At 55.4% G+C, this 23,451-nt stretch carries 31 protein-coding genes; 20 read left to right on the top strand and 11 right to left on the bottom strand.

The window, feature by feature from the left end; all coding sequences use genetic code 11:
- Positions 1–29: 29 nt before the first annotated feature.
- Both E3E27_RS02550 and E3E27_RS10695 read left to right on the top strand, forming a co-directional pair.
- Positions 30–239: a DUF2281 domain-containing protein gene (locus E3E27_RS02550; protein WP_167773334.1), complete on the top strand. Its 210-nt coding sequence runs from the start codon at positions 30–32 to the stop codon at positions 237–239.
- 153 nt (positions 240–392) lie between these two features.
- A complete protein-coding gene (locus E3E27_RS10695) occupies positions 393–605 on the top strand; it encodes a PIN domain-containing protein (protein WP_240910661.1) in 213 nt (70 codons plus the stop codon).
- On the opposite strand, the gene E3E27_RS02540 is transcribed toward E3E27_RS10695, so the two are convergent.
- Positions 592–1,446, bottom strand: a complete 855-nt coding sequence (locus E3E27_RS02540; protein WP_240910660.1) for an MJ1477/TM1410 family putative glycoside hydrolase — start codon at positions 1,444–1,446, stop codon at positions 592–594. The two genes, E3E27_RS10695 and E3E27_RS02540, sit on opposite strands and share 14 nt — an antisense overlap.
- Positions 1,447–1,528: 82 nt before the next feature.
- Between E3E27_RS02540 and E3E27_RS10690 the strand changes: the two genes are divergently transcribed.
- The 3 genes from E3E27_RS10690 to E3E27_RS02530 are packed head-to-tail and all read left to right on the top strand — an operon-like array spanning position 1,529 to position 2,544.
- On the top strand, positions 1,529–1,753 hold the full coding sequence (locus E3E27_RS10690) for a hypothetical protein (RefSeq protein WP_240910673.1): 225 nt from the start codon (positions 1,529–1,531) through the stop codon (positions 1,751–1,753).
- Positions 1,750–2,325: an NTP transferase domain-containing protein gene (locus E3E27_RS02535; protein ID WP_167773332.1), complete on the top strand. Its 576-nt coding sequence runs from the start codon at positions 1,750–1,752 to the stop codon at positions 2,323–2,325. Before E3E27_RS10690 ends, E3E27_RS02535 begins: the two co-directional genes overlap by 4 nt.
- Positions 2,326–2,544, top strand: a complete 219-nt coding sequence (locus E3E27_RS02530) for a hypothetical protein (RefSeq protein WP_167773331.1) — start codon at positions 2,326–2,328, stop codon at positions 2,542–2,544.
- Here the strand turns inward: E3E27_RS02530 and E3E27_RS02525 are convergent.
- Positions 2,541–3,992 carry a cobyric acid synthase gene (locus E3E27_RS02525; protein ID WP_167773330.1) on the bottom strand — a complete coding sequence of 484 codons (1,452 nt, stop codon included), beginning with the start codon at positions 3,990–3,992 and terminating at the stop codon, positions 2,541–2,543. The genes E3E27_RS02530 and E3E27_RS02525 overlap by 4 nt on opposite strands.
- A 68-nt stretch (positions 3,993–4,060) precedes the next feature.
- Between E3E27_RS02525 and cobT the strand changes: the two genes are divergently transcribed.
- A complete protein-coding gene (gene cobT, locus E3E27_RS02520) occupies positions 4,061–5,071 on the top strand; it encodes a nicotinate mononucleotide-dependent phosphoribosyltransferase CobT (RefSeq protein ID WP_167773714.1) in 1,011 nt (336 codons plus the stop codon).
- Here cobT and E3E27_RS02515 read toward each other — a convergent pair.
- Genes E3E27_RS02515 through E3E27_RS02505 form a run of 3 tightly spaced genes read right to left on the bottom strand, consistent with a single transcriptional unit; the run spans position 5,046 to position 6,336 of the window.
- Positions 5,046–5,516: a type II toxin-antitoxin system VapC family toxin gene (locus E3E27_RS02515; protein ID WP_167773329.1), complete on the bottom strand. Its 471-nt coding sequence runs from the start codon at positions 5,514–5,516 to the stop codon at positions 5,046–5,048. The genes cobT and E3E27_RS02515 overlap by 26 nt on opposite strands.
- Positions 5,500–5,712, bottom strand: a complete 213-nt coding sequence (locus E3E27_RS02510; RefSeq protein ID WP_167773328.1) for a hypothetical protein — start codon at positions 5,710–5,712, stop codon at positions 5,500–5,502. The genes E3E27_RS02515 and E3E27_RS02510 overlap by 17 nt, the downstream gene beginning before the upstream one ends.
- 30 nt (positions 5,713–5,742) lie before the next feature.
- Positions 5,743–6,336: an adenosylcobinamide amidohydrolase gene (locus E3E27_RS02505; protein WP_167773327.1), complete on the bottom strand. Its 594-nt coding sequence runs from the start codon at positions 6,334–6,336 to the stop codon at positions 5,743–5,745.
- Between the two features lie 99 nt (positions 6,337–6,435).
- On the opposite strand from E3E27_RS02505, the gene E3E27_RS02500 reads away from it, so the two are divergent.
- The 4 genes from E3E27_RS02500 to glp are packed head-to-tail and all read left to right on the top strand — an operon-like array spanning position 6,436 to position 8,782.
- Entirely contained in the window at positions 6,436–6,951 is a 516-nt protein-coding gene (locus tag E3E27_RS02500) for a molybdenum cofactor biosynthesis protein B (protein WP_167773326.1), read from the top strand.
- Positions 6,952–6,981: 30 nt separating this feature from the next.
- Positions 6,982–7,134 carry a hypothetical protein gene (locus E3E27_RS02495; protein ID WP_167773325.1) on the top strand — a complete coding sequence of 51 codons (153 nt, stop codon included), beginning with the start codon at positions 6,982–6,984 and terminating at the stop codon, positions 7,132–7,134.
- 5 nt (positions 7,135–7,139) lie between these two features.
- Complete coding sequence (locus tag E3E27_RS02490; RefSeq protein WP_371731555.1) at positions 7,140–7,589, top strand: PIN domain-containing protein; 450 nt, start codon at positions 7,140–7,142, stop codon at positions 7,587–7,589.
- 2 nt (positions 7,590–7,591) lie between these two features.
- The gene (glp, locus tag E3E27_RS02485) at positions 7,592–8,782 is read left to right on the top strand and encodes a gephyrin-like molybdotransferase Glp (protein WP_167773323.1); all 1,191 of its coding nucleotides are present in this window, start codon (positions 7,592–7,594) and stop codon (positions 8,780–8,782) included.
- On the opposite strand, the gene E3E27_RS02480 is transcribed toward glp, so the two are convergent.
- From E3E27_RS02480 to E3E27_RS02470, 3 genes are all read right to left on the bottom strand, one after another.
- Positions 8,747–8,992, bottom strand: coding sequence for a hypothetical protein (locus E3E27_RS02480; protein WP_167773322.1), 246 nt, complete (start codon positions 8,990–8,992; stop codon positions 8,747–8,749). The genes glp and E3E27_RS02480 overlap by 36 nt on opposite strands.
- Positions 8,993–9,328: 336 nt before the next feature.
- On the bottom strand, positions 9,329–10,432 hold the full coding sequence (locus E3E27_RS02475; RefSeq protein WP_371731546.1) for a DUF835 domain-containing protein: 1,104 nt from the start codon (positions 10,430–10,432) through the stop codon (positions 9,329–9,331).
- Complete coding sequence (locus E3E27_RS02470; protein WP_240910641.1) at positions 10,429–11,487, bottom strand: hypothetical protein; 1,059 nt, start codon at positions 11,485–11,487, stop codon at positions 10,429–10,431. The genes E3E27_RS02475 and E3E27_RS02470 overlap by 4 nt, the downstream gene beginning before the upstream one ends.
- Before the next feature lie 133 nt (positions 11,488–11,620).
- On the opposite strand from E3E27_RS02470, the gene E3E27_RS02465 reads away from it, so the two are divergent.
- Complete coding sequence (locus E3E27_RS02465; RefSeq protein WP_167773321.1) at positions 11,621–12,904, top strand: AMP-binding protein; 1,284 nt, start codon at positions 11,621–11,623, stop codon at positions 12,902–12,904.
- Positions 12,905–12,996: 92 nt separating this feature from the next.
- On the top strand, positions 12,997–14,247 hold the full coding sequence (locus E3E27_RS02460) for an HD domain-containing protein (RefSeq protein ID WP_167773712.1): 1,251 nt from the start codon (positions 12,997–12,999) through the stop codon (positions 14,245–14,247).
- Here the strand turns inward: E3E27_RS02460 and E3E27_RS02455 are convergent.
- Positions 14,240–15,196, bottom strand: a complete 957-nt coding sequence (locus E3E27_RS02455) for a transcriptional regulator (RefSeq protein ID WP_048152481.1) — start codon at positions 15,194–15,196, stop codon at positions 14,240–14,242. The two genes, E3E27_RS02460 and E3E27_RS02455, sit on opposite strands and share 8 nt — an antisense overlap.
- 45 nt (positions 15,197–15,241) lie before the next feature.
- Between E3E27_RS02455 and E3E27_RS02450 the strand changes: the two genes are divergently transcribed.
- Together E3E27_RS02450 and tiaS are read left to right on the top strand one after the other, a co-directional pair.
- Positions 15,242–15,772 (top strand): GNAT family N-acetyltransferase, encoded by a 531-nt coding sequence (locus E3E27_RS02450; RefSeq protein WP_167773320.1) that lies wholly within the window; start codon positions 15,242–15,244, stop codon positions 15,770–15,772.
- 44 nt (positions 15,773–15,816) lie between these two features.
- On the top strand, positions 15,817–17,091 hold the full coding sequence (tiaS, locus tag E3E27_RS02445) for a tRNA(Ile2) 2-agmatinylcytidine synthetase TiaS (RefSeq protein WP_167773319.1): 1,275 nt from the start codon (positions 15,817–15,819) through the stop codon (positions 17,089–17,091).
- A gap of 105 nt (positions 17,092–17,196) precedes the next feature.
- On the opposite strand, the gene E3E27_RS02440 is transcribed toward tiaS, so the two are convergent.
- Positions 17,197–18,204, bottom strand: a complete 1,008-nt coding sequence (locus E3E27_RS02440; protein ID WP_167773318.1) for a deoxyhypusine synthase — start codon at positions 18,202–18,204, stop codon at positions 17,197–17,199.
- Between the two features lie 71 nt (positions 18,205–18,275).
- On the opposite strand from E3E27_RS02440, the gene E3E27_RS02435 reads away from it, so the two are divergent.
- Genes E3E27_RS02435 through E3E27_RS02410 form a run of 6 tightly spaced genes read left to right on the top strand, consistent with a single transcriptional unit; the run spans position 18,276 to position 22,301 of the window.
- Complete coding sequence (locus E3E27_RS02435; RefSeq protein WP_167773317.1) at positions 18,276–19,082, top strand: SDR family oxidoreductase; 807 nt, start codon at positions 18,276–18,278, stop codon at positions 19,080–19,082.
- 23 nt (positions 19,083–19,105) lie between these two features.
- Positions 19,106–19,738, top strand: a complete 633-nt coding sequence (locus tag E3E27_RS02430; protein ID WP_167773316.1) for an isochorismatase family protein — start codon at positions 19,106–19,108, stop codon at positions 19,736–19,738.
- Complete coding sequence (locus E3E27_RS02425) at positions 19,720–20,544, top strand: NAD(P)/FAD-dependent oxidoreductase (protein ID WP_167773315.1); 825 nt, start codon at positions 19,720–19,722, stop codon at positions 20,542–20,544. Before E3E27_RS02430 ends, E3E27_RS02425 begins: the two co-directional genes overlap by 19 nt.
- Positions 20,528–21,475: a radical SAM protein gene (locus E3E27_RS02420; RefSeq protein ID WP_167773314.1), complete on the top strand. Its 948-nt coding sequence runs from the start codon at positions 20,528–20,530 to the stop codon at positions 21,473–21,475. Before E3E27_RS02425 ends, E3E27_RS02420 begins: the two co-directional genes overlap by 17 nt.
- Positions 21,476–21,520: 45 nt before the next feature.
- Complete coding sequence (locus E3E27_RS02415; RefSeq protein ID WP_167773313.1) at positions 21,521–21,934, top strand: nucleotidyltransferase domain-containing protein; 414 nt, start codon at positions 21,521–21,523, stop codon at positions 21,932–21,934.
- The gene (locus tag E3E27_RS02410) at positions 21,903–22,301 is read left to right on the top strand and encodes a DUF86 domain-containing protein (RefSeq protein ID WP_167773312.1); all 399 of its coding nucleotides are present in this window, start codon (positions 21,903–21,905) and stop codon (positions 22,299–22,301) included. Before E3E27_RS02415 ends, E3E27_RS02410 begins: the two co-directional genes overlap by 32 nt.
- Here the strand turns inward: E3E27_RS02410 and E3E27_RS02405 are convergent.
- The gene (locus tag E3E27_RS02405; protein ID WP_167773711.1) at positions 22,298–23,440 is read right to left on the bottom strand and encodes an amidohydrolase; all 1,143 of its coding nucleotides are present in this window, start codon (positions 23,438–23,440) and stop codon (positions 22,298–22,300) included. The two genes, E3E27_RS02410 and E3E27_RS02405, sit on opposite strands and share 4 nt — an antisense overlap.
- Between the last annotated feature and the right edge of the window lie 11 nt (positions 23,441–23,451).

The following is a 23,451-nucleotide window of genomic DNA, read 5'->3' as shown; positions in this document are numbered from 1 at the left end:
GATAACACGCAAAAAAAGGCGGTGGGAGAATGGAAGAGGTGGAGAGAATATTTGCCAAACTTCCACCCGAGGCCCGAAGGGAGCTTTTAGACTACGCGGAGTTCCTGCTCCAGAAATATGGAAAGCGGGAGGTTAGAGGATTCAGGTTTACATGGGAAGGAAAGCTGAAGGACGTTAAGATGACCTCCGTTGAGCTTCAGCACAAGGCCTTGGAGTGGCGGGAGAATGTATCTGATTGACACGAACGTTTTCCTTGAGATTCTTCTAGGTCAAGAAAAGAAAGAGGTAGCAAAGCGATTTTTGAATTCCCACCCATGAGAACTTGTCATGAGTGATTTCACTCTTCATTCGATAGGGGTTGTTCTTTTTAGGCTTGGACGAGCTGAGGTTTTCTGGATTTCCTCCAAGACACGCTTCCAAACGTCGAAATTGTAACGCTTTCCGATTCAGAGTACCAAACGGTCGTCGAGTTTCACCAGAAGTATGGATTGGACTTTGACGATGCTTATCAATGTGCCGTTGCAGTTTCGAAAGACCTAACTATTGTAACAATGGACAAAGATTTTAGAAAAGCCCCATATTCTCTCAAGGTCATTTTTCTGTAGGAGGCTGAACCCCTGGAATCACGTTAAGCTCGTCCAGCTCCCTGTCTTCGAGTGCCGCGTAGGGTATGTATCCCCTCTCCCTGGCCTTTTCAATGAAGTCAAGGATTCTCGCGAGGTCTTCCCCGCTCCTTGTCCTATCATCTACGTAGTCCACGACCAGAACAACTTTTCCCGCCTTAACAACCCTGTCCAGGAGGGGAACTTTCTCGTCCGTCCAAGGGCTTGGTTTGAGGCCGTCGTAGAAGACATCTTCACTCGCCCAGCCGGAGACGGCCTTAAGAAAGCTCCCGTTGTCGTAGTTGAGGAGCCACTCCCCGTTCTGAGGGATTACAATGAAATCCTCACCCGCCTTAGAGCGGGCATAGTTGGCTATCTGGAGTATGAACTCGATCATCTGCCCCGCAGTCCAGTTCTCATCGTAGCCGTTCTCAGCCCAGAACCAGTACTCATCAACCTTGTCGAGATAAACCCCTCTAAAGCCCTGAGCGATGATTCTGTCGAGGTACTCAAAGACTATCCTTCTCCAGCCCTCCTCCCAGTATTTGACGGCGTAGTTGCCCTCCCAGTCGGGGTTCTCCAGGCCGAGCCAATCCGGTGGCTCCGTCTTCCAGCTTTCGTTCCAGTAGAAGCGGTAGTCCTCAGCTTCGCCGATGCTGATGTAGGCTATGGGAATTACCCCGGCCCCCTTAATCTCGGCTATTTCCTCCCGCGTGTAGGCTGTCTCATCGCCCCCGTCCCTTGAGTAGTCCATGACGATTAAGTCGAAGCCGCTCTTCGCTATAACCTCCGGGCTGGCGTTCTGCAGCCAGTAGGCCCAGCTCCTCACCGAGGAGAGGTTCAGTGTTCTCTTATGTTGGATTTGGCTTGACTTTTCACGTTTTGGAATGGTCTGGGTCGTTGATGTTACGTTTTGCTGAGCTATTTTGGGAGAGGTTGCGTTCGATAGAGCTGGAGGGGAAGAAGGTGTCGTCTCAGGTGTATGGGGGGAAGGGACTGAAGTCGTGCTGGTTTTCTCCCCGGCTGGAGCGTTTGAGAGACAGGCAGATGCCAAAACTATGAGGAGCGAGAGGAACATCACACCGACAGACCGCATAGGTACTAACTGGACGGAAGGCCTTTTAACCGTTGCCCACTATTCCCTTCCATGATAATCATCATGGCCGGCGGGCGGTCGAGCAGAATGGGCCGGGAGAAGCCCGTCCTGAAGGTCGGAGGCAGGCCGATGCTCCTGCGCGTTTACGGGGAGGCGAAAAAAGTCGGGGAAGTGCTCGTTGCCGTCTCCAGAAACGCGCCGAAGACGAGGGAGCTCTGCCTCCGCGAGGGGATTCCCATCGTTGAAACGCCGGGCAGGGGCTACGTGGAGGACACCCTTTTCCTCCTCCGCGAGTTCGGGCCCTTCATAAGTGTCTCCGCTGATTTGCCCTTCCTGAAGGCGAGCGATGTAATGGCCATAGGGGAGGCCTTCGACGGGAGGACGAGTTTAACGGGCGTTCTCCCACTTGGCAGGATACCAAAGGACCTGCACCCCCTCACCTACAGGGGCTACGCAATAATCGGCCTCAACGCCGTTGGAACCGAGGGAGAAAAGTTCTTCGAGCTGAGCAACCCGCTATTGACTCTCAACGTGAACACTCCAGGGGAGTTAAAGCTCGCCGGGAGGATAGCGAGGCTGGTGGAAAAACCATTTAAGGCCTTCCGCGAACTCCATGGAGGTGGTTGAATGGAAGGCTCAGGGTCGTCCATCGGCGGTTTTTTGATGTTCATAGCCCTCGCGATAATCGGCGTGATAATAGGGCTGGGCCTTCTCCTCTTCGCGGCCGCGTTCCTGGTGGTTCTGGTCCCGCTGATAGTAATCCTGCTCGTTGTCGGAGCGGCCAAGGGGTGGTGGAAGAAGAGACACCCTCCCAAGGAGCTTGAGAGCCCCGAGGATTATTTCTAAACCCCCAGCTCCCCTAAAATCCTCTCCACGTCGAGGTGTCTCTCAACGACCCCTGCGAACCTCTCTATCTCCTCCTCTATGCTCCAGCCTTCGATGGAAACCGGTTCGAGACCCCTCTCCGCCCGGAGGGAGTTGAGGAACCGCTCGGTGAAGGCGAAGTTGTGGAAGATGCCGTGCAGGTAGGTGCCGAAGGCCCTATTACCTACGGCTCCTTCAGGCTCAAAGGTCTTCGCCCCGTTGATAGCAGTTATGACCGAAAAGGGCCTCTCTGAGGTGCTCCTGCCGAAGCGTATCTCGTAGCCCTCAACCGCCAGTCCCCTAGCCGGCCTCCATAGAACTTCTGCCCTCAGGTGGTTCGTCCTCTTGACCTTCTCGAAGACGGTCTTGGCAGGCAGAAGGCCGATGCCCCTGACCTCACCGCGCTTTGACTCAACTCTGTCTATTATCTTCTCGCCCAGCATCTGGAAGCCCCCACAGATTCCGACGACGAAAGAACCCTCCCTGTGGGCCTCCAAGATGGCCTCCTCAATTCCGTTCCCCCTCAGCCAGAGCAAATCCTCCACCGTGTTCTTGCTCCCGGGGATTATGATAACGTCGCCCTCGATTTCCTCCGCTTTGGTGACGTAATCAACACCGTTGGCCCAGTGGAGGGGTTCAAAATCTGTAAAGTTGCTTATGTGGGGAAGCTTTACTATCTGAATGTGAAGCTCGCCCTTCACCTTCGGGAACTCCGCCAAGGAGTCCTCTTCTGGTAAGCGGTGCTCGACGTAGGGGATAACGCCGAGGGTGGACTTCCCGTAGCGCTTCTCTAGGTACTCAAAGCCCGGTTGGAGGAGAGAAGCGTCTCCCCGGAACTTGTTGAAGACGAAGCCGATTATCGCTTCCCTCTCGCGTTCATTCAAAAGCTCCATCGTGCCCACTATGCTGGCGAAGCTCCCGCCCCTGTCTATATCCGTAACGAGGATTCCCTTGGCCTTTGCGTGGAGCATGACGCGGGTGTTGGCTATGTCGTAGTCTTTGAGGTTAATCTCGACCGGACTGCCTGCGCCCTCGATTATCACCAGGTCGTGCTCCTCCCTGAGCCCGTCTAGAACTTCCATCGCCTTCCTGAAGAGTTCCTCCTTCCGGGAGAGCATGTACTCTCTGGCCGAAACGCTACCTATTGGCTTCCCCATGAAGACGACCTGGCTCCTCATGTTGCCCTCTGGCTTGAGGAGGATCGGGTTGAACTTTACGCTCGGTCTCTTTCTGCATGCTATCGCCTGCAGATACTGTGCCCTGCTTATCTCGCCGCCCTCTATGCCCGGCGCCGAGTTCAGGCTCATGTTCTGGCTCTTGAAGGGAACGACGTCGTAACCGAGGTTCGAGAAAATCCGGCATAGTGCGGTAACGAGGAGCGACTTACCGGCTCCGGACGAGGTTCCGAGCACCATCAGGGCCCTTCCCATTCTCCCACCGTTCCCAGTTGGCCGAAGGGCATATAAACCCTTGGATAAAAACTCCAGCGGTGGTTGGAATGGAGAGCCTCTTCCTTCTCGTTTTGGGGAACACAGAGATAAGCACCGTACCCGGAATAAGCGTCGCCGGGGCAACCCCTGAGCTGACGAAGCTCACACCGGTGGCCGATGCGGAATACCTCTTCCACGAGAAGCCCCTGACCATAGACGTGATTCCCGTAACGCCCGAAGGGCATCCAACACCGGCGATAATAACCAAGGCCGCGAGGGAGCTCGCGAACTTCCCTGTTCTGGTCGTGAGGGGCGGAACTTATCTCGCTCCCCTCGTCCCGCACGTGCACGTCAGCGACGCCGTCGGCAGGGACTTCAGAAAGGGGCCGGCTTTACCCGAATTCGGGGAGATAATAAAGCGCGCCAAGCTGTTCGGCGAGGAGCTCAACAAACTGCCGATCAAAGAACTCGTCATCGGGGAATCAACGCCCGGAGGAACGACGACGGCCCAGGCGGTACTCTGGGCACTCGGCTACGACGCGAAGACGAGTTCGGCATCCCCGAACAACCCGCAGGGCCTCAAGGAGAGGGTAATCGGCGAGGCCTTCGAGAGGGCCGGAATCGGGAAAGGTCAACTGAAGGACAACCCGCTTGAGGCCCTGAGGCAGTTCGGCGACCCCATGATGGCAACGGTAGTGGGTATTTCCCTCGGCTTCAGGAAGAACGTCGTCTTGGCTGGAGGAACGCAGATGTTGGCTGTTTCAGCCCTGTTAAAGGCCCTCGGCGAGGATTTAAACAGGTTCATGATAGCCACCACCAAGTGGGTGGTCAATGACAGAAGCGCCACATTCCTCGAAACGGCGAAGGAAATCGGGATAATAACTTATTCCGCCGACCTTGACTTCTCCAAGAGCGAGTTCAGGGGCCTCAGGGACTACGAGAACGGCTACGTCAAGGAAGGCGTCGGCGCGGGGGGAGCGACGTGGCTGGCCGTTAAGGCGGGTTTCTCGCCGGAAGAGGTGAGCGAAAAGGTCGAGGAGCTTTACAGGAGGCTCATGGAGATGAAGGCGTCTCCCTGAGAAGTTCGGCTTCTATCCCGGATTCTAGGGCCTTCTCATACATTTTTCTGTCGTCGGTTATCAGTTTTGCACCCCTCCTTTTTGCACAGGCCAGGAAAAGGACGTCGAAGCCGCTGGCACCGGTTTTTCGCCCTATTTCCATCGCGTCCTCCAGGAGATAGACGTCGGAGTAAAAGACGGAATACGTTTCCAAGAACCTAATGCCAATATCAACGATTCTCTCACTTTTCGAGAGCCTCCACAGCACAGTTGAAGTTTCTACGAGCGCTATAACGGGTTCATGGAGTGTTAGCTCTCCGTTCTGAGCTTTCTTCAGCAGTTCTTTGGCTTTTAAGTGAAGGGAGAGCTGTCGGTGATAAACATCATCACGTTTCCTACGCAGTGGGGGCAAAATACCCTTAACAATGACGCTGGTGTCCAGAACCACGTCAGTACTCGAAGTCATAATCCTTCTCCCTCATCTGACGGATTACCTCGGTTATGTCCTCAACCTCCTCATCAACCGTTAGTTCCTCCCGGACAACTTTTTCCACGTCATCAAGGGTAGGTCTGCCCCCAGGAGGTTCTTTTAATCGTAGCTTCAGCAGAAGGTTCTGGGCGTCAAGGAACAGCCTCTCGACCTGAGTCTCAACGTCCTCCATGGTCTCACCAAAACCCAATAGGTGATGGAGTTATTTAACACTTCTCGTCCCCTCCCACTTCCTTATGCTCTCTTCAAGGGCTTTCCTGACGGCTTTCCCGATGCTTATCCCGAGCTCCGTCGCGGTTCCTGCCCACTCCTTTTCCCCTTCGAAAGCGAAGACGCCGATTCCATCGCTCGTCGTCCCCGTCGCGTTGTAGCCAAGGCTGAGGAGAGTGTAGGTTTTTGCCTCGGTTGCCGTCATTATCGCGTTGGTCATAGCACCAACGGTTAGTCCCTCGTTTATCACGAGCGCGATGTTTATCGTCCCCGGCTCCCAGGGAGGCGGCACATCGCCTGCTATCGCCGGGTTGGTGATTCCAGCGGTGATGTAGGCCGTAACGCTCCCGCTCCTTGCGACCGCTAAAACCTTCGCCACATCAGCGGCCGTCATGAAGCCAACGAAGTTCTCAAGGCCGTTCTCCCGCTCGAAGGCGAGGCAATCAGCCCTGTAGTCGCCGGAGTAGTTCTTAGGAACCCTCATGAAAAAGAAGCCGTTGGCCCTCGTAAGGCCTCCCCTGTGGGGCGCGTTGCTGAGGGCGAGCATCGGCTCGTCGAACGGGAGGATAAAGTGTTTGAACCCCATGACTTTCTCTTTGGCTTCCCGAAATATAACCCTAGTGTTAAACGCTTCCGTTTGCTGAAAGGTTATTAAGTTCCGGGACGAGCTTACTCCGGTGGTAGCATGGGAGCGGAGGAGCACAAGAGGAAGGCCCCAAAAAAGTTCCGCTTCGCGGTCATAACCGTTAGCGACACCGCGAGCAGGGGGGAGAAGGAGGACAAAAGCGGGAAGTTCCTCGTGGAGGAGCTTGAAAAGGCGGGGCACGAGAGGGTTCTCTACAGAATCGTGCCCGACGAGAAGATGGCGATAATCGGCGCGGTGATTGAGGCCTTCGAGAAAGGTGCCGATGTGGTTGTCACCTCGGGCGGAACTGGAATCGCGAGCAGGGATGTCACGATAGAGAGCCTAAGGCCCCTCTTCGACAAAGAGCTTACCGGCTTCGGTGAAGTATTCAGGCTCCTCAGCTACGAGGATATAGGAACGGCCGCGGTTATGACGAGGGCCACAGCTGGAGTAATCCGTAGCTCGGGGAGAGCAATGGCGGTCTTCTGCCTGCCAGGAAGCCTCGGGGCGGCTAAGACAGGAATAAAGATTATCCTCAACGAGGCCGGCCACGTGCTGAAGCACGGGAGGGAGTAACCTTAAATCATTTCCAGCCAATACGAAGTGGTGGTACCGATGGAGAACACCGGCGAGGTAAAAAAGGCCCCTGCTAACCAAAAGGAGGAGAAGCTTAGGGGTCTTCGGAAGTTCAGGGGAGTCCTTGGGACGTTCGATAAGGAAACAATCCAGTGGGCCATCGAGGAGGCTGGGGAGATTTGAGGGACGTGGTTTTCATCGATACGTCCATTCTTGTAGAGTATATCCTGAACGGTCCGAATGCAGATTTCGCGGAGATGGTTCTAAGCGGTTCCTCTACCAGCGTGACGTCCACGATAGTTTACAGGGAATCACTCGGAGCCCTCGCAATGGCTTTTGGACGGCAGAGGTTCGGGATAAAGGGGATACACAGCCTGCGGAAGTTTATAAGGAAAAACGGGTGGGCCCCGTTTAAGCCCGTCATCGATGCGCTGGACGGCTTAATAGATGAAAGCGGGATTGTGGTGCTCCAGGATTCCCCACAGACTAACGCTTTAAGGACGATCATGGAAAAATACCACCTGATGCCGTCTGACGCTCAAATAGTCCTGACCTGTCAGGCTTATGGAATTGAGAAGATAGCCACCTTTGACTCTGATTTCAAGAGGGTGGATTTCCTAAAAACACTGGGGGTGTGAAAATGAAGGAATTCAAGCGCCTCACTCCCTACCGCGAGGCCCTGAAGCTCCTCCTCGACGACCTGAGCGAGATTCCAGAGCTTGAGGAGGTTCCGCTCGACGAGGCGCTCGGCAGGATTCTGGCCGAGGACGTTGTTTCACCGATAGACAGCCCCCCCTTCGACCGCTCTGCCGTGGACGGCTATGCTTTGCGCGCGGAGGACACCTTCCAGGCGAGGGAGTACAGCCCCGTCGAGCTGAAGGTCATTGACGAGATAGTCGCCGGAGAGGAGAGCGGGGCGAAGGTGGAACCGGGCACGGCCGTGAAGCTCATGACCGGCTCGAAGATGCCGGAAGGGGCCAACGCGGTTCTCATGCAGGAGATGGCCGAGCGCGAAGGCGACACCTTAAGGGTTCTCCGCCCGGTTGCGCCGGGCCAGAACGTGGCCTTCGCGGGAGAGGACGTGAAGAAGGGCGAGGTGATCCTGCGGAAGGGGCAGGTTCTAAGACCACAGGATCTGGCCCTCCTCAAGAGCGTAGGGTTCAAAACGGTCAAGGTCAAGAGAAAGCCCCGCGTCGGGATAGTGGTTACGGGCGACGAGCTGCTCGGGGATTTCGACGAGGAAGCGCTAAAGGCGGGTAAAATCCTCGAGAGCAACTCGGTGATGCTGAAGGGTCTAGTCAGGCAGTACTTCGGCGAGCCGGTCTTCTACGGCGTCGTCCCCGACGACGAGGAAGCTATAAGGGGTGCGATAGAGAGAGCCAAGAAAGAGAACGACCTCGTTCTCGTCACCGGCGGTTCCGCCTTCGGCGATAAAGATTTCGCGCACCGCTTCGTTAAGCTCCTCTTCCACGGGACGACGATAAAGCCCGGCCGGCCAATAGGCTACGGCGAGAGGGTCTTCATAATGAGCGGTTATCCAGTGGCTGTCTTCGCTCAATTCCACCTCTACGTCAAGCACGCCCTGGCAAAGCTCGTCGGTGCTAAGAACTACGAGGTTCGTGTCAGGGCGACGCTCACCGAGCGCGTTCCCAGCCAGCTCGGAAGGCACGAGTTCGTCAAGGTCTGGTACGAGGACGGCAAGGCGAGACCGATTAAGAAGAAGGGAAGCGGGATAATAAGCTCGCTCGTGGAGAGCAACGGTTACATTGAGATACCAGAGGACAGTGAAGGCTACCTAGAGGGCGATGTCGTCATCGTCGTCCTCTATTAGCTCCTCCTTTTTCGGCTTCTTCACGAGGGGTTTGACGTCGTCGGGGAGCGAATCCGGGTCCACGAGGCTCTCGATTATCTCTATCGCCTCGCTCTTCTCCCTCTTTTTCTCCTCTATCGCCTGGAGCAGAAAGTCAGAACTGCCCCACGGAAGGACTTCTCTAATCTTCTTTTCCCCGTCGTCCCCGTACCGCTCGTTATCTGGAACCACCTGCAACCAACCTCCAGTAACACTGGTACTGGTTCCTAATAAACCTTACTTCCCTTATCGAACCTTTTTGGTCGGGGAAAGCTGGTGCTATGGCCCGCCCGTAACTCCCGTCCTCATCGATGCCTGACGGCGCGCTTGGACGGGCTAACCCAGGCGGGCCATCTGTGCCCGGCCTGGGTTTCCCGCGGTCATCGCGCTCCGGGACGCGGAAGGCCCTCCCGCGGGGACCTCGCTGAGGCCGGGCTGTGGCCCCCGCATCGCACTCTGGTTCATCCGTCCCCAGAGTCCTCGCGCGGGGGCATTCTAAGGTTGAGGACGGGGGTATATAAAGGTGCCTCACTCGAGTAGCTTCCTGAGCTGCGAGTACAGCCTTGGCTCGAGGCTCTCCTTCTCAACGACGACCACAAGGGTTCCTTTGTTCACTATGGCAAAGTCCCTCAGCTTGGAAAGGAACTTCATGAGGCTCTCCCAGGGGTTGTAAACCGTCAGGTACTCCAGGCAGTCTATGACTATGATTCCATGCTTTCCAGACTTGGAAAAGCTTTCCAGGTATTGGTACGAGAGCTCCGTTATCCTGGCCAGGTTCGTCGGGTTTATCGTGTTCTTGAACTTGCCCTGGAAGGGAATAGTGGTTACGAAGTAGTACTCCCACTCATCAGGAACGTCGGAAACGTCCCGAAGGAAAGCTAGAACCCTTGTTCCCCGGAGCTTCTCCTTGAGCTTCTTGTACTCCCCAATGTCGATGAGCAGGACTCCCGGCTTTAGATCTGGCTGGTTGTGAGTATTGTTCGTTGGAGGGCGGAACGTCTTGGAGGAGGTGAGCTTCACCATCGCCCCCACCATGAAAATAACGAGTAGGGACGACGCGGTGAATCCTATAACGCGGTACCATTCGTACTTGCCGAACAGGGCTGCTGGGACCAGGTGAACCCCGAAGAGGATTATGCTGACGTAGAGGTAGCGGATAGCACTCCTGTATATGCCCTCAACTTCCATCAGAAGCAGTCCACCGGTGGTGACGAATACCCCGCTTATGCCCAAGGCCGCCGCGCTGGTGGCCGTCCAGAATGGGTCGCCTGTGTAAAAGTACACCCCCAACATATACCCTATAAACATAACTGGCATTATCGAGAAAATGGCCAGAGTTCTGTGCCTGACGGCTATTGACTCCTCCTCTAGGAACTTTACTGAGCCGTAGAATATGAAGCCGGAAAAAGCGGGAAGGCATAGGAGACCGATGATCTGGGCCAGGGGGTTTTGGATTGACGTGAGGAAAATTGCAAGAAAATCAAATATCCATGCTATCGAGAAAGCTAGGGCGGACTTTCTACCGTTGCTCAGGTATATACGGAATATCCAGGCCGCGGCGCCCAAATCGACTCCCATCACAATCAGAGCTTCGGCCAGCAGTAGCGTGTTGATTTCCGCCAAATTCCTCACCCCAAGTTTCTGGTGGGATCGCCGAATCCGTCCCACCTAAACGGTCCCTCCGGTGGAACGCGAAGGGCCGTCTCGTCCTCGAATTTTACGACCAGCACTTCGGGGCGGGCGATTATGACTCCAACCCTCCCCCTCTCGCCGCGCTTCACCACGCGGTACTCACCGTCCACATGCTTCAGGGGAAAGATTATAGTAGTGGGGTAGTTTGGATAGTACCAGAACTGCCCGTGACGGTGAATCCCAACCAAGTCCCCAAAGAGGTAGTAACCGTAGAGCGGGATTAGCAAGGTTCCCTCAAACGTGTTGGATAGATACTTGAAGAACTCCATGTTTATGCCCACACCGCTTACAATGGCGGTCTCAATCGATTCGCTATAGGGTTCAAAGAGCGACATCAGCGGAGGAGCAGTGCGGACGGTGTTTATCCTGTCGGTTTCCATCACGCGCTTCGTGTACCTCACGAGAGGGTCCAAGATCTTCAAAACGGCCTCCAGCCCCTGTTCTCGAAGAACACGCTTGAGACCGTCTGTTTCCATGCCAATGAAGTACAGAACGCCGCCATAGCTCCAGATGAGCTGGCTTACCTCATCTTGATACCAGCCGTATGGGCCGTGGGCAATAGCGCGCATCTGATGGCCGTTCCCATAGATTCCATCGAGGCCGTAGACACTGTCCAGTGCGGCGCGGAGGTAGAGGTGAAGCACCTCAACGTAGCGGGCGTCCCAATGGCCAATCGCCCTTTCGCGGGTGGTTCCAGAGGATTGGTAGAACCGGATCTTGCCGTCATAAGAGACGGGAACGAAGTCCAACCAGTGACTGCGGAGGTAGTCCTCCTCCACCGTGAGGCCGAGGTTGAAGAGACCTTCAAAAACCTCCACCAGGCTTCCCTGAAAGAGCTCATCGAGATCTGGGTTCAGCAACTCGGCGATCCTTTTCCAGTACGGCGTTCTCTTGAAGTGGAACTCAAAAATCCTCTTTAAGTATTCCCGGGTCCAATATTCACTAATACCCAGGGAATGCTTATGTAGATTGTCCAAGAGATCTCCATACTCCATGTAGAATGTTTTAACCAAACAATATAAAAGCTTTTTTAAATTCGACAATTGTCCAAAGCCGTTAGATAAACACCATGATAAACACCAAACGTTAAATAGTAGAAACGCGGATAAGTAGTTTGGGTGGGTATTCGTGAGCATTATAGTGGGAAGGGCCGATAAAAACGGGGTGGAGGACCTCAGATACACCCTGAGAAAGGCCCTAGAAACAACGGAGTTCTGGAGGAAGCAGTTCTCAGGAGTAGATACCGCAGAGATAACCCCCAACGATCTTGCAAGACTACCTGGGAGGGTCAAGATAGCGCCCCACGATCTCTACCGTACAGGGGAGATATGGCCCAGCTACATAAGGAAGCCCGGGCTATTCTACACTGTTATGAGAACCAGCGGAACCACCGGCCGGCCAAAGAGGATCCCCTTTACACGGGACGACCGCGTGAGGATTGGACGCCAACTTGAACCATGGGTTATGGAGTACATGGACAGGGGAGACCGGATTGCGTCTTTCTTCCCACCATTGCCCTCGTCCTCGGGAATGTTCGCTTTCGGAGGATTCGAGGCTATCAACGCCAGAACCGCATATTACCAGATTCCCATACGGTATCTCCTGGACAGGGAGACTCTCCTTAGAGAGTTCCAGGACATCAAGCCGACCGCGCTGTTCTGCCTGACCGCTACCGCTTACAACCTCGGTCTAACCCTACCCGAGTCCATAAAGGGGGACATTCAGACCATCGTGGTCGGCGGCGAGACGCTGACGCCGGAGCTGGCAAAGGCGATACTCGAGCTCTTTGAAAACGCGGTGATAATCGACAACTTCGGCTCCACGGAGGACGGGGTTACGGGGTACAGAGTCATCACGCGGAGGAAGCAGGGAGATTTCAACTTCACCGAGTCCATAATCGTCCTCAAGGACGAGGGCGACGGCTACGACAGCTACAAGAGGATCTACATAACGAAGGTCATGAGGGAGGGTGAGCTTACGGGCCTGCCCCTCTTCAACTACGACATAGGTGACCTCGCCAGGGTGGAAGGAGGAAAGGTAAGGAACATAATCCGCGTTAAGGACGTTGTGAGCCTCGCGGGGGCGAAGCTCCACATAGACCAGGTGATGGAGATAGTCTACAACCACCCCGATCTCGTGGACTTCGTGATAATCTACCACCCGCTCTCTCCCGAGAACCCCAGGCCAAAGGCCACAATACGGGTGGCCTATGCAGATGTAAAGCCCGAAGGGATCGAGGACGAGGTCAAGGATCTCATCTACGAGGCCAACAACCCCGTCCGATACGAGGTGGAGGAATCCAAGCAGGCCGAACTCGAAGTCGTCGCGGTTCCACTCGAAAAGCTTAGGGAAGGCCTTCCGAGGAGCCTTGGCAAGACCAAGAGGATCTACATCGCCGGAAAGGACTTTTAACGTTTCTGTTACTTTCCACTATTTCCCACATTCATTGTCACAATGCCGAAAACTTATTTAAGACAGTTCTCAAATCTCCAGCGGTGGTCGAGATGAGTGGGAAGATCATTCACGACGGCATACATGGCAGCATGAAGCTCACCGGACTCGTGCTGGAGCTCGTGAAAACGCCGGAGTTCCAGAGGCTCAGGAACATAAGGCAGCTCGGCCTTGCTTACCTCGTTTATCCAGGGGCGAACCACAGCCGCTTTGAGCACTCCCTCGGAGCGTGGAACATAGCGAGAAGACTCGCCCAGGAGGTCGGTCTGAGCGAGGACGAGGGCATGCTCCTCCAGGTCGGGGCTCTCCTCCACGACATCGGCCACGGACCCTTCAGCCACACCTTCGAGAGCATCTACAAGCACTACGTTAAGGAGCGCGACCATATGCGCCTTGGCCAGGATATAGTCCTCGGTAAGATTAACATCACAGAGAGCGATAACGGGGGCAGGATTCCCGAGATAATTGAAAGCTACGGCTATGACTTCACGCCTAAGGACGTCGCGGACCTGATACTCGGGAAGGCGAAGAAGCGCTACCTCGGCCAGATGCTCCACGGCGACGTCGATGTGGACCAGCTCGACTACCTCATTCGTGATGCCCACTACACGGGAGTCGCCCACGGCATCATAGACCTCGAGAGACTGCTTAAGGTCCTTAGGATACATGAGGAAGAGCTGGTGGTGGACGAAAAGGGCGTCGAGGCTGTCGAGGGAATGATGGTGGCCCGCTCGCTGATGTACTCCAGGGTTTACTTCCACCACACGGTCAAGATCGCCGAGGGCATGCTGACCAGGGCTCTGGAATCCGCCCTGGAGGAAGGACACCTCTGGGACTTCTGGAAGATGATCGACTGCAGGGTTCTGGTTGAGCTGGAAGACCTTGAAGGCTTCCCTGCGGAGATGGTGAGGCGCATAAAGTACCGCGAGCTTTACAAGGCTGCCGTTTTGGCAAGCGCGGACGAGCTGACGGGAGAGGAGAAAAGAGAGCTCCTGAGCGCATACAGGAATGTGAAGAGAAGGCAGGAGATTGAAAGGGCTTTGGCAGATGCAGTCGGTGCAAGGGAAGGGGAGGTTATCCTCGAGTTCAGCATAGCTGATCTTATGCTCAGCGAGCCAAGGCTCAAGGCTACGGAGATAAACGTCCTCCTAGGGAACGGCGAGCTCCAGCCCCTGACGAGGGTGACGCCCCTCGCGAACGCGCTTAAGAGGAGACAGACCCCTCGGTGGGCGGTGTTGATAGCCTCCCCCGCGGAGTATGTAGCCAAGCTCAGGGAGGTCTGGAAGAGGGTAATATTTAGCTGAAGAGCTTCGCCCTTATCTCCTTTTTCAGCTCTTCAATCAGGTCTATCAGCTCGTCGGCGTCCCTAACTTCATCGAGACTTTCTTTGGGGATTAGGGGAACTTCCCCAACCACTTCAGTCCGGGTTTCTTCAAGGATAAAAACACCATCACTGTTGATTATTTTGCTCACCTCCGCCACCATCTCGGCCCTCCTGACTGTGGAGCGGGTCTTCCGCTCGTCTATGCCCGTGAGGATTCTAAAATCTTCCTCCCTGGATACCGCGTTGAATGGGGCCTTTTTCACCTTGACGACGCCGAGACCGAGGCTCTTCAGCCTGTCAAATATTTCCTTTTCCAGCGGTGTCTCTGGCGTGACGTCGAGATTGGCCTCAACCCTCGAATGAAGCACATCTATCGGCTCCGCCAGAGGCTCGTCAAACAGCTCCTCCAGTCTTATAGCCACTTCCAGCGAAACCGCCTGCTCGCCCCGCTCGTAGTTTAGGAGGCTCTTTCTCGAAACGCCGATGAGCTGGGCCAGCTCGTTCACGGAGTAACCGTGCTTCTCGCGGAGCCTCCTCAAAAGCTGGCCGTTTATCCTCACGTAGAAGCCGCCGCGTTCGGCAAATATCGCCGGCAACTCGTTCTCGACGAGGACGTCGTAGAGTGTCTCAGGCCTCAGGGCGTAGATGCCGAATCTCTCGTAAACGACACCCTCCTCAAGCTCGGCGTTCTTCGTCTTGAGCCCTACTATCAGCGGTGACGCCTTGAAGAACTTGGACAGGCGCTTAAGGTCCTCGGCCTGCTCCTCGGTAACGGTGTCTATGTTGGTGGCAACTTTAACGAAGAGCAACAGGAATAACCTGCTCGCCACTATGTCAAAGCACGAGCCCTTAAACTCAAGTCTGGCCGTTTTGTAGCCAGTACCCCTGAGTATCGCCTCTACGGTTCTTATGAGCCTCTCCCTGTCCATCATTTTTAAATACGCAGAAGGACTTAATAAAGTTAAGGGGTTCGCATGAGACCGATAATACTCCGAGGCAATCTTGTTTCCCTCAGCATGCTCCTCCGCGAGGATTTAAAACACGTGTGGCTATGGTACAACGACCGCGATGTGAGAAAATACCTCTCCTTCCCGGAGGAGATATTCTTCTACGAGGACGAGCTGGAATGGTACGAGGCTCTCCGGAGAGAGAAGAAGCACGAGAAGGTCTTCGCAATCCTGGAAAATTCCTCGCGCTCCCTCGTCGGACTCGTTGGCCTTCACAGGATAGACCACCACAACGGTCGTGCCGAGCTGGGCTACTTTCTGGCCAAGGAGCACTGGGGGCACGGCTACGCGAGCGAGGCGGTAAAGCTCGCCCTGGAATACGCCTTTGAGTGGCTCAACCTGCGCAAGGTCTACGCCCACGTCTTCGAGACAAACGTCGCATCGATAAGGGTTCTTGAGAAGAACGGCTTTCAGCTCGCCGGCCGCTGGAGAAAACACCAATACGTCCCCGGAGAAGGCTTCGTTGATGTGCTCTGCTACGAGAGGTTCAGGGAATGAACGTTGCCGTTTGCTTTTTAAACCCCCATCTCGTTTCTTCACCCATGCTCCTCCACATCGGAATCGACGACACCGACTCACCCAATGGAATGTGCACCACCTACCTCGGTGCCCTCCTCTACCGCGAGCTGTCCCGCTTAGCGGAGCCTATGGACCTGCCGAGGCTCATCAGGCTCAACCCGAACATACCCTACAAGACCCGCGGTAACGGGGCCGTTTCCATGACTTTCGAGGTCGAAGAGGGGCTGATTCCGGAGATCAAAAACACTGTCCTCTTCTACGTGAACCAGCTGGCTGACTTCACCCACGAGAACACCAACCCCGGCGTCGTTTTCCTCGAAGGGGCCATTCCGGAGGAACTCCGCGAGTTCTCGCTCAAGGTCCTGAGGGAGCACGTCACCATCGAGGAAGCCGAAAGGGTCGCGGGGGAAGTCGGGGCCGAGTACTTCAAGTTCAAGCTCGGAAGGGGCATAATCGGCGCGCTCGCTTCAATCGGCTATCCTCTCGAACGTTTCACCTACGAGCTGCTGGCCTACCGCGAGCCCGAGAACTGGGGAAGGCCGAGAAGGGTCGATTCGGAGAGCGTTTTCATGGCAGACCGCTGGAGCTACCCCTTCACCTACGACAACGTTGATCCATACAAAAAGACCGTCCTCATAACCCCGCACGGCAAGGACCCCGTCCTCGCTGGAATCCGCGGGATCGATGCGGGGAAGGTTCTCCAGACCTTCGAGATGGTTCGTTTTGAGGAGCCCGTCGCTTTCCACCAGCTCTACAAGACCAACCAGAACACCGACGACCACCTTGTACCGAAGAAGATCGGCGAGCTGAAGCTCTACGACAGCGCGGTCGTTAGGGGCAGAGTGGCCAAACCCTACTGGGAGCGCGGGAGGCACGTTTTCTTTGAGCTGGAGGACGAGACGGGAAGAATCCGCGTCGCTGCATTCGAACCGACGAAGAAGTTCAGGAACTACGTTAGAAAGCTCCTGCCGGGCGATGAGATTATCGCCGCTGGAGGAGTTAAGGAGCACGAAGAGGTGCTGACGCTCAACCTTGAAAAGTTCTACCCGGTGAAACTCGTCCCTAAAGTTGAATATCAGAAGCCGAAGTGTCCCAGATGCGGGGGAACGATGAAGAGCAAGGGCGACTACCTCAAGTGCAAGCGCTGTGGCTATAGAATGCCGAAAAAGCTCATTCCAGTTGAGGTCCCGCGCGGGCTGGAGAGGAAGATCTACGAGGTTCCTCCAGATGCCAGGAAGCACCTGTCGAGGCCCCTCGTCCTGCCGGGTGGAGAGGAGAAGATTCTGGGACTTTTGTGAAGTGGGAGAATTGATAATCACGATTATCATGACGGTGATTATCATTGGTTGATTTGCACTCCCACCGCAAAGGGATTTAAAAAAGTTTGGAGTGGCGGTGCAAACCTACTTCCTCATCACCTTCCACACGAGCAACGGGAAGACGAGCGTGGCATCTGCCCATATCTCGACGTAGTCAGCCTTAGCCCTTATCTTGCCCCAGCTCACTCCTTCGCTCGGAGGTGCGCCGCTAAGCGAGCCGTCCCAGGGGATAGCTGTGGTGATATAGATCGCGTAGTCCGTTCCTCCCCTGAAGAGGTTAGCGTTGATAATCGCGTGCTTCGGCAGGGAACCGCCCAGAATTATCGATGCCGTCTCCTTGGCTGTAACCGCGAGGTTGTTGAGCTTGACTATGTCGTTGGCAATGTCTATGACAAGCTCCCTGTCCCCGCGCTCCTCCTTGAAGAAGTACAGCATGTCCCCTATCGAGCCGTCGGTAATGGCCGGACAGAAAATCGGAACGTTTCTCTTGTAGGCCCAGTAGATAACCGAGCGCTCCTTCTCCTTCCCGAGCTTCTCGTCCATGTAGCGGCCCATCTCGTGGATGAACTCGCTCGCCGTCAGAACCCCGCGCTCCTTTTCCATCTCAAGAACCCGCTCGAAGAATGGAATCATGTACTTCTCGAACTCTATGTAGCGGTCGTTGGGCACGAAGATGTTGCCTATCCTGTTGATGCCCTTCTCGCGCATCAGGGCATCGTTCACCTGCCAGTCGCCGAGGACGAAGGGCTTGAGGGCCTTTATGAAGTCCTCCTCTATGCCGCCGGCGGTAGTGACTATTACATCAACCTTGCCCTCCTTGACGAGCCACGCGATCAGCTCCCTCAGCCCGGAGGAGATGATGTTGGAGGTGTAGCCGAGGAAAACTCTAACCTCCTCACCCTTAGCGCGCTTCTCCTCCACCCTCCGCCAGATCTCTATCGCCCTTCCGAGGTGGGTCGCCTGGAAGCCTATGCGCTCGTAATAATCCAAAACCTCCTCAAGGCTCGAAACCTCATCAAGCCAGGGCCCCTCGATTGGAAGGCCCTCGACCTCTTCGCTCTCCTTAAGCACTATGTCCTTCGGCTCGGTCATGGTTGGCACTTCGAGGGGGGACGTATAAAGTTTTGGGAAAGCGTTTTATCCTCCAGCCCCAACTCTCCCACATGCCGGTGGAGATAAATCTGGACGGCCTAGGGGTCATAGTTACGGCCTCATCGCGCGGCATAGGCTTCAACGTCGCGCGCGAGCTGTTGAAGAGGAACGCGCGCGTAGTAATAAGCTCTCAGAACGAGGAGAACCTGAAGAAGGCCCTTAACGAGCTTTCGAGCTACGGGGAGGTTCACGCGGTCCGGACGAACCTGTTCGACCAGCGCGATCTGGAGAAGCTTGTGAAAGAGGGCTGGGAGCTTTTGGGTGGAATCGACGCCCTCGTCTGGAACGCTCCCAACGTCCGCTGTGAACCCTGCCTCCTCCACGAGGCGACCTACATAGACTGGATTGAAGCTTCCGCACTTCACACGGCCGCTCCGGGCTATCTCACAACGCTTCTCGTCCAGGCGTGGCTTGAGAGGAAAAGAAAGGGCACGTTGATTTACCTCAACTCCGTCTCGATAAAGGAGCCAATGCCGCCGCTGGTTCTGGCGGACGTTACGAGGGCCGGCCTCCTCCAGCTGGCGAAGAGCGTTTCAAGAACCTATGGAAAGCACGGAATAAGAGCCTACAGCGTTCTGCTCGGCAGCTTCGATACACCCGGTGCACGGGAGAATCTAAAGCGAGTCGCCGAGGCGAGGGGAGAACCCTTCGAGGAGACCTGGGAGCGGGAAGTGCTCGGCAGAACCCCCCTCCACAGGACAGGGAGGTGGGAGGAACTCGGCTCGCTCGTGGCTTTCATCCTCAGCGATGAGGCCGAGTACATGCTCGGCTCGACCGTTGTCATGGACGGCGCGATGACGAGGGGGATAGACATTTAAGTCTCCTTTCCCTTCTCACGCCCATGAAGGAGGACTACTTCACCGAGGAATTCATAGTTGAGATGAGGGAGAGGTACTTCAGGCCGAGGAAATGGGAGAAGGTCAAACCGTTCCGAAATGCAGCCGTTCTGGCGATAGACCTTCAGGCGTACTTCCTCAGGCCGGAGAGCAGGGCGTTCCTGCCTTCCGCGCCGCGCTTCGTTCCCGGGCTTGTGGAGTTTTACAGAGAGGCGGAGAGGCTCGGCGTTCCGCTAATCTTCACCCGTCATTTCCACCAGAACGACATCATGACCCGGTGGTGGGGCGGCAATATGCCAAGAGACGATCCGCTGAACGAACTTCTTGAAGAGTTCAGGCCCTTCGCCGGAACCGTCATTGAGAAGAAGACCTACGACGCCTTCCACGGCACTGACCTGGAGAGGAGGCTCAGAAAGCTCGGCATCGAGACAGTCATCGTAACCGGCGTCATGACACACCTCTGTTGCGAGACCACCGCCAGAGAGGCCTTTGTGCGGGGCTTCAACGTGGTATTTCCGGTCGATGGGACGCTGACCCAGAACAGGTTTTTCCACGAGGCAACGCTCAGAAACCTCTCCCACGGCTTCGCGGTCACGCCCCTGCTAAAGGAGGTGCTGGAATGGCTCTCGTCGGGATAATCGGGGCCGGAATAGGGGGCATAGCGACGGCGGTGCAGCTGGCGCGCTACGGGATAGAGAGCGTGATTTTCGAGCGCGACCGAATAGGTGGGCTGATAAGGAACGCCTACTCCGTCGAGAACACTATGTTCTTTTCCGACGGAATCAAGGGAGCGAAAGTTGTTGAAATTCTTGAGGAATACGTGAAAAAGTACGACCTGAAAATCCTCTACGAGGAAGTCAGAGCCGTGAGAAAGGCCGGCGGACTCTTTGAAGTTGAAACCTCGGGCGGAGTTCACCGCTTCAAGTACCTCGTGGTAGCAACAGGAACGAGGCCGAGAAGGCTCCCCTTCGATGGGATAACCTACCACGTCGCCGAAGTTCCGGAGAGGCACTACGGGAGGGTTCTCATCATCGGCGGCGGCGATGTGGCCTTCGACTACGCGCTGACAATGAGCGAGAGGAGCGACGAGGTGATAATCCTCATGAGGAGCGAACCGAAGGCCCTGCCCTACCTGCAGGAACTCGTGAAGAAACGCTCAAACATCAGGACGCTGATGGGACAGGTATGGGAAATAAGGCCTATAAGCGGGAAGCAAAAGCTTTTAGCCAGAACGAGCGCCGGCAACTTTGAGGTTGACCTGGTGCTCGGGGCCATTGGGAGGGTCCCAAACATCGAGCTGGTGAAGGGCATCAAAGACGATAACCTTTTCCTGGTCGGGGACGTTAAGAACGGAATCTACCGCCAGACGGCCCTGGCGATAGCAGACGGAATAAAGACCGCGATGGTGATATGGAGGAGGGAGAGGTATGGAGATACTGAGTGAGGTTGGCGATCCGAACGTTGCGGTCGTTTACATCGGGAAAACCTCAAAGGGCAACATAGTGGAGTTTGTAGAGTCAGTTCCGACCTACAATCCGGCCGAGAAGTGGGTGCTCATAGTATCATCGCTCAACGGCTGTCCCGTGGGCTGCAAGATGTGCGACGCAGGCTTCTTCTACAAGGGAAGGTTGGACCTCGATGAACTGATGGAGCAGATAGAGTACCCGATAGCCAGGCGCTGGAACGGAAAGCCGAAAACCAGGAAGTTCAAGGTGCAGTTCGCGCGCATGGGCGAGCCGAGCTTCAACATGGCCGTCATAGAGGCGATGCGGCTTTTAGGCGAGCGCTACGAGAACTTCCACCCGTCGCTCTCAACTATTGCCCCGATAGGAACCGATAAGTTCTTCGATGCCCTCCTAGAGCTGAAGAAGGAGATGTTTCCGACCAACTTCCAGCTCCAGTTCTCGATACACTCCACCAGCCCGGAGCAGAGGGACGAGATAATCCCGGTCAGGAAGTGGGACTTCGAGAGGATAGCCGAGTACGGAAAGGCCTTCTACGACGAGGGCGGCAAGAAGATCACGCTCAACTTCGCCCTGGCGAGGGAGAACGAGGCCGACGCCAGCGTAATAGCCGAGCACTTCCCGAAGGAGTACTTCCTCATCAAGATAACGCCCCTCAACCCGACGGTGAGCGTGCTGAAGAACAAGCTCACCAACGATGTGGACCTTGAGACGGGCCTTCCGATGAAGCACAGGAAGTTCGTTGATGACCTCAGGAGGCTCGGCTACGACGTCATCATCTCCGTCGGCGACACGAGGGAGAACCTCATCGGCTCGAACTGCGGCCAGTACATTCTTAGATTCCTCAAGGAGAGGCCAGAGCTTAGGGAAGCCTACACCTTCGCGAGGGGATTTGAGTTCAGGGTGAGCTGACGAAAACCTTATCTTATTCTTCTCCTATTCTCCCACGGTGGTTCAATGAACCTCATGGAGCAACTCCACAGGGACTTTCGGGAGTTCAAAGACTCCTGCATGGGGATTCTCCTCTACGGCTCTCACGCGAGGGGGGAAGCAACGAGGAGAAGCGACGTTGATGTGTGCCTCGTCAAGCCAAAACCCGGAGTTTATGAGAGGGTTCTCCAGAAGCTCGGAGGGAAGTACGACGTTAAAGTCTTCGAGGAGCTTCCACTATACGTTCAGATTGATGTCATCAGGAATCATAGGGTTGTATACGGTGATGAGCTTGAGCTTTCGGAGTACTTCTACCGGTTCAGGAAGCTGTGGCGGGACATGGAACACCGGATAAGGGAGAATGAGTTTGAGAGCGTGAGGGAAAAGGCAAAGCTGAGGAGGCGTGCCCGTGAGAAGGCAAAGGTACTTAGAGAAGCTTGAGAGGTTCGAGGAGGAATACGAGTTCATAAAGAACCACGAAATGAGAGACGAGGTTACCCAGAGGGCACTGCTTTACTCCCTCCAGCTTTGCGTGGATATCGCGATGGACATCGTTGCGATGCTTGTTAAGGACCTTGGAATGACGGTCGAAGACGATTACACGAACATCGAACGGCTTAGTAGAGATGGAGTTATCTCAGAAACCGATGCAAGTCTTCTCAGGTCATATAACGGGCTGAGAAACGCCATAGTTCACAAGTACGACAGGTTGAACCTTGACATCGTGAAAGAGGCCCTCCAGAGGATTGACGAGCTATACGAGATAGTCCTGACTCTCATAGAAAAATATGAAAAGCTAGAAGGCTAATAGCCAGCCTCGTGAATCAGCTCGCCCTCCGCGAAGACGTGCGTCGGGTAGTTCTCCACGCAGAACGGGTCGCCGTTCCAGACGACGAGCGAGGCCCATTTGCCCTTCTCTACGCTTCCAAGCTTATCATCAACGCCGAGTATTTTCGCGTTGTTGTGGGTGATGACCTTTATCGCCTCCCCCTTGCTCATGCCGAGCCTTATGAAGTGCCTGAGCTGGAGGTATAGGTTGGCCTGGAGCGTGACCGGGTGGTCGCTCATCAGCCCGAAGAGGGGCCTGACCTCGAGCAGGTATCTGGCGTTCTTCCAGTCCTCGTGCTTCAGTTCAACCTTGTATGGGTGGGCATCGAAGGGGCCGTAGATGACCGGAACGCCCTCGGCCTTAATCTTCTCGAAGGTCTCCCTGCTGTGGACGTCGCCGGCGTGCTCGATGGTTATATTCAGCCAGAACTTCCGCTTTATCATGAGGAGAGCGGCAATGTCGTCCTCCTTGTGGACGTGGACGCGGAGGGGAACTTCGCCCTTCAGGACAGGAATCAGGGCTTCAACGGTGGGCTCGACCTCCTCCGGCTCCTTCTTGCCCTTCTCAAGGAGCGCTATCGTCTTCTGGGTCTTGATGAGCCAGCTTAGGAGGATTCCTATCGCGCCCATTCTCGTGCTCGGCCTCGTCCCCTTCCAGCTCGTTGTCGAGCGCGGGTTGTAGCCGAAGGCCGCTTTAACTCCCGCGTACTTGATGAAGGCCTCCTCAATGTCGCGCCCGTAGTTCTTGATGAAGACGGCCTTTCCACCGATGATGTTCCCGCTCCCTGGCAGAACCGACGAGTAGAGGACGCCGAACTCTATCGAGTGCTTGAAGGCCTTGTCGTCCATGTAAATCGAGTAGAGTGCATCGACGAGTGGGAGAACAGCGTCCATCTGCTCGTTGGCCTCGCCCTCCTGGTAGGGTTCGCCGTAGCGATCCATTCCGATGTGACTGTGGCCGTCTATGAAGGCAGGCGTTACGACGCCCTCGGCCATTATCTCGGCTTCCTTCGGCTTCTCCTTCGTCACGTCAACGATGTCTCTATCAAAAACGACGTAGACGTCCCTCAGAACGTTCCCCAAACCATCGTAGAGAAGACTAGCCTTCACGGCTTTCACGTTCACCACCG

The sequence above is a fragment of the Thermococcus sp. MV11 genome, assembly GCF_012027285.1.
GTDB lineage: Archaea > Methanobacteriota_B > Thermococci > Thermococcales > Thermococcaceae > Thermococcus > Thermococcus cleftensis.
The sequence above is the reverse complement of the archived record's forward strand: the minus strand, read 5'-3'. Positions and strand labels throughout refer to the sequence as shown.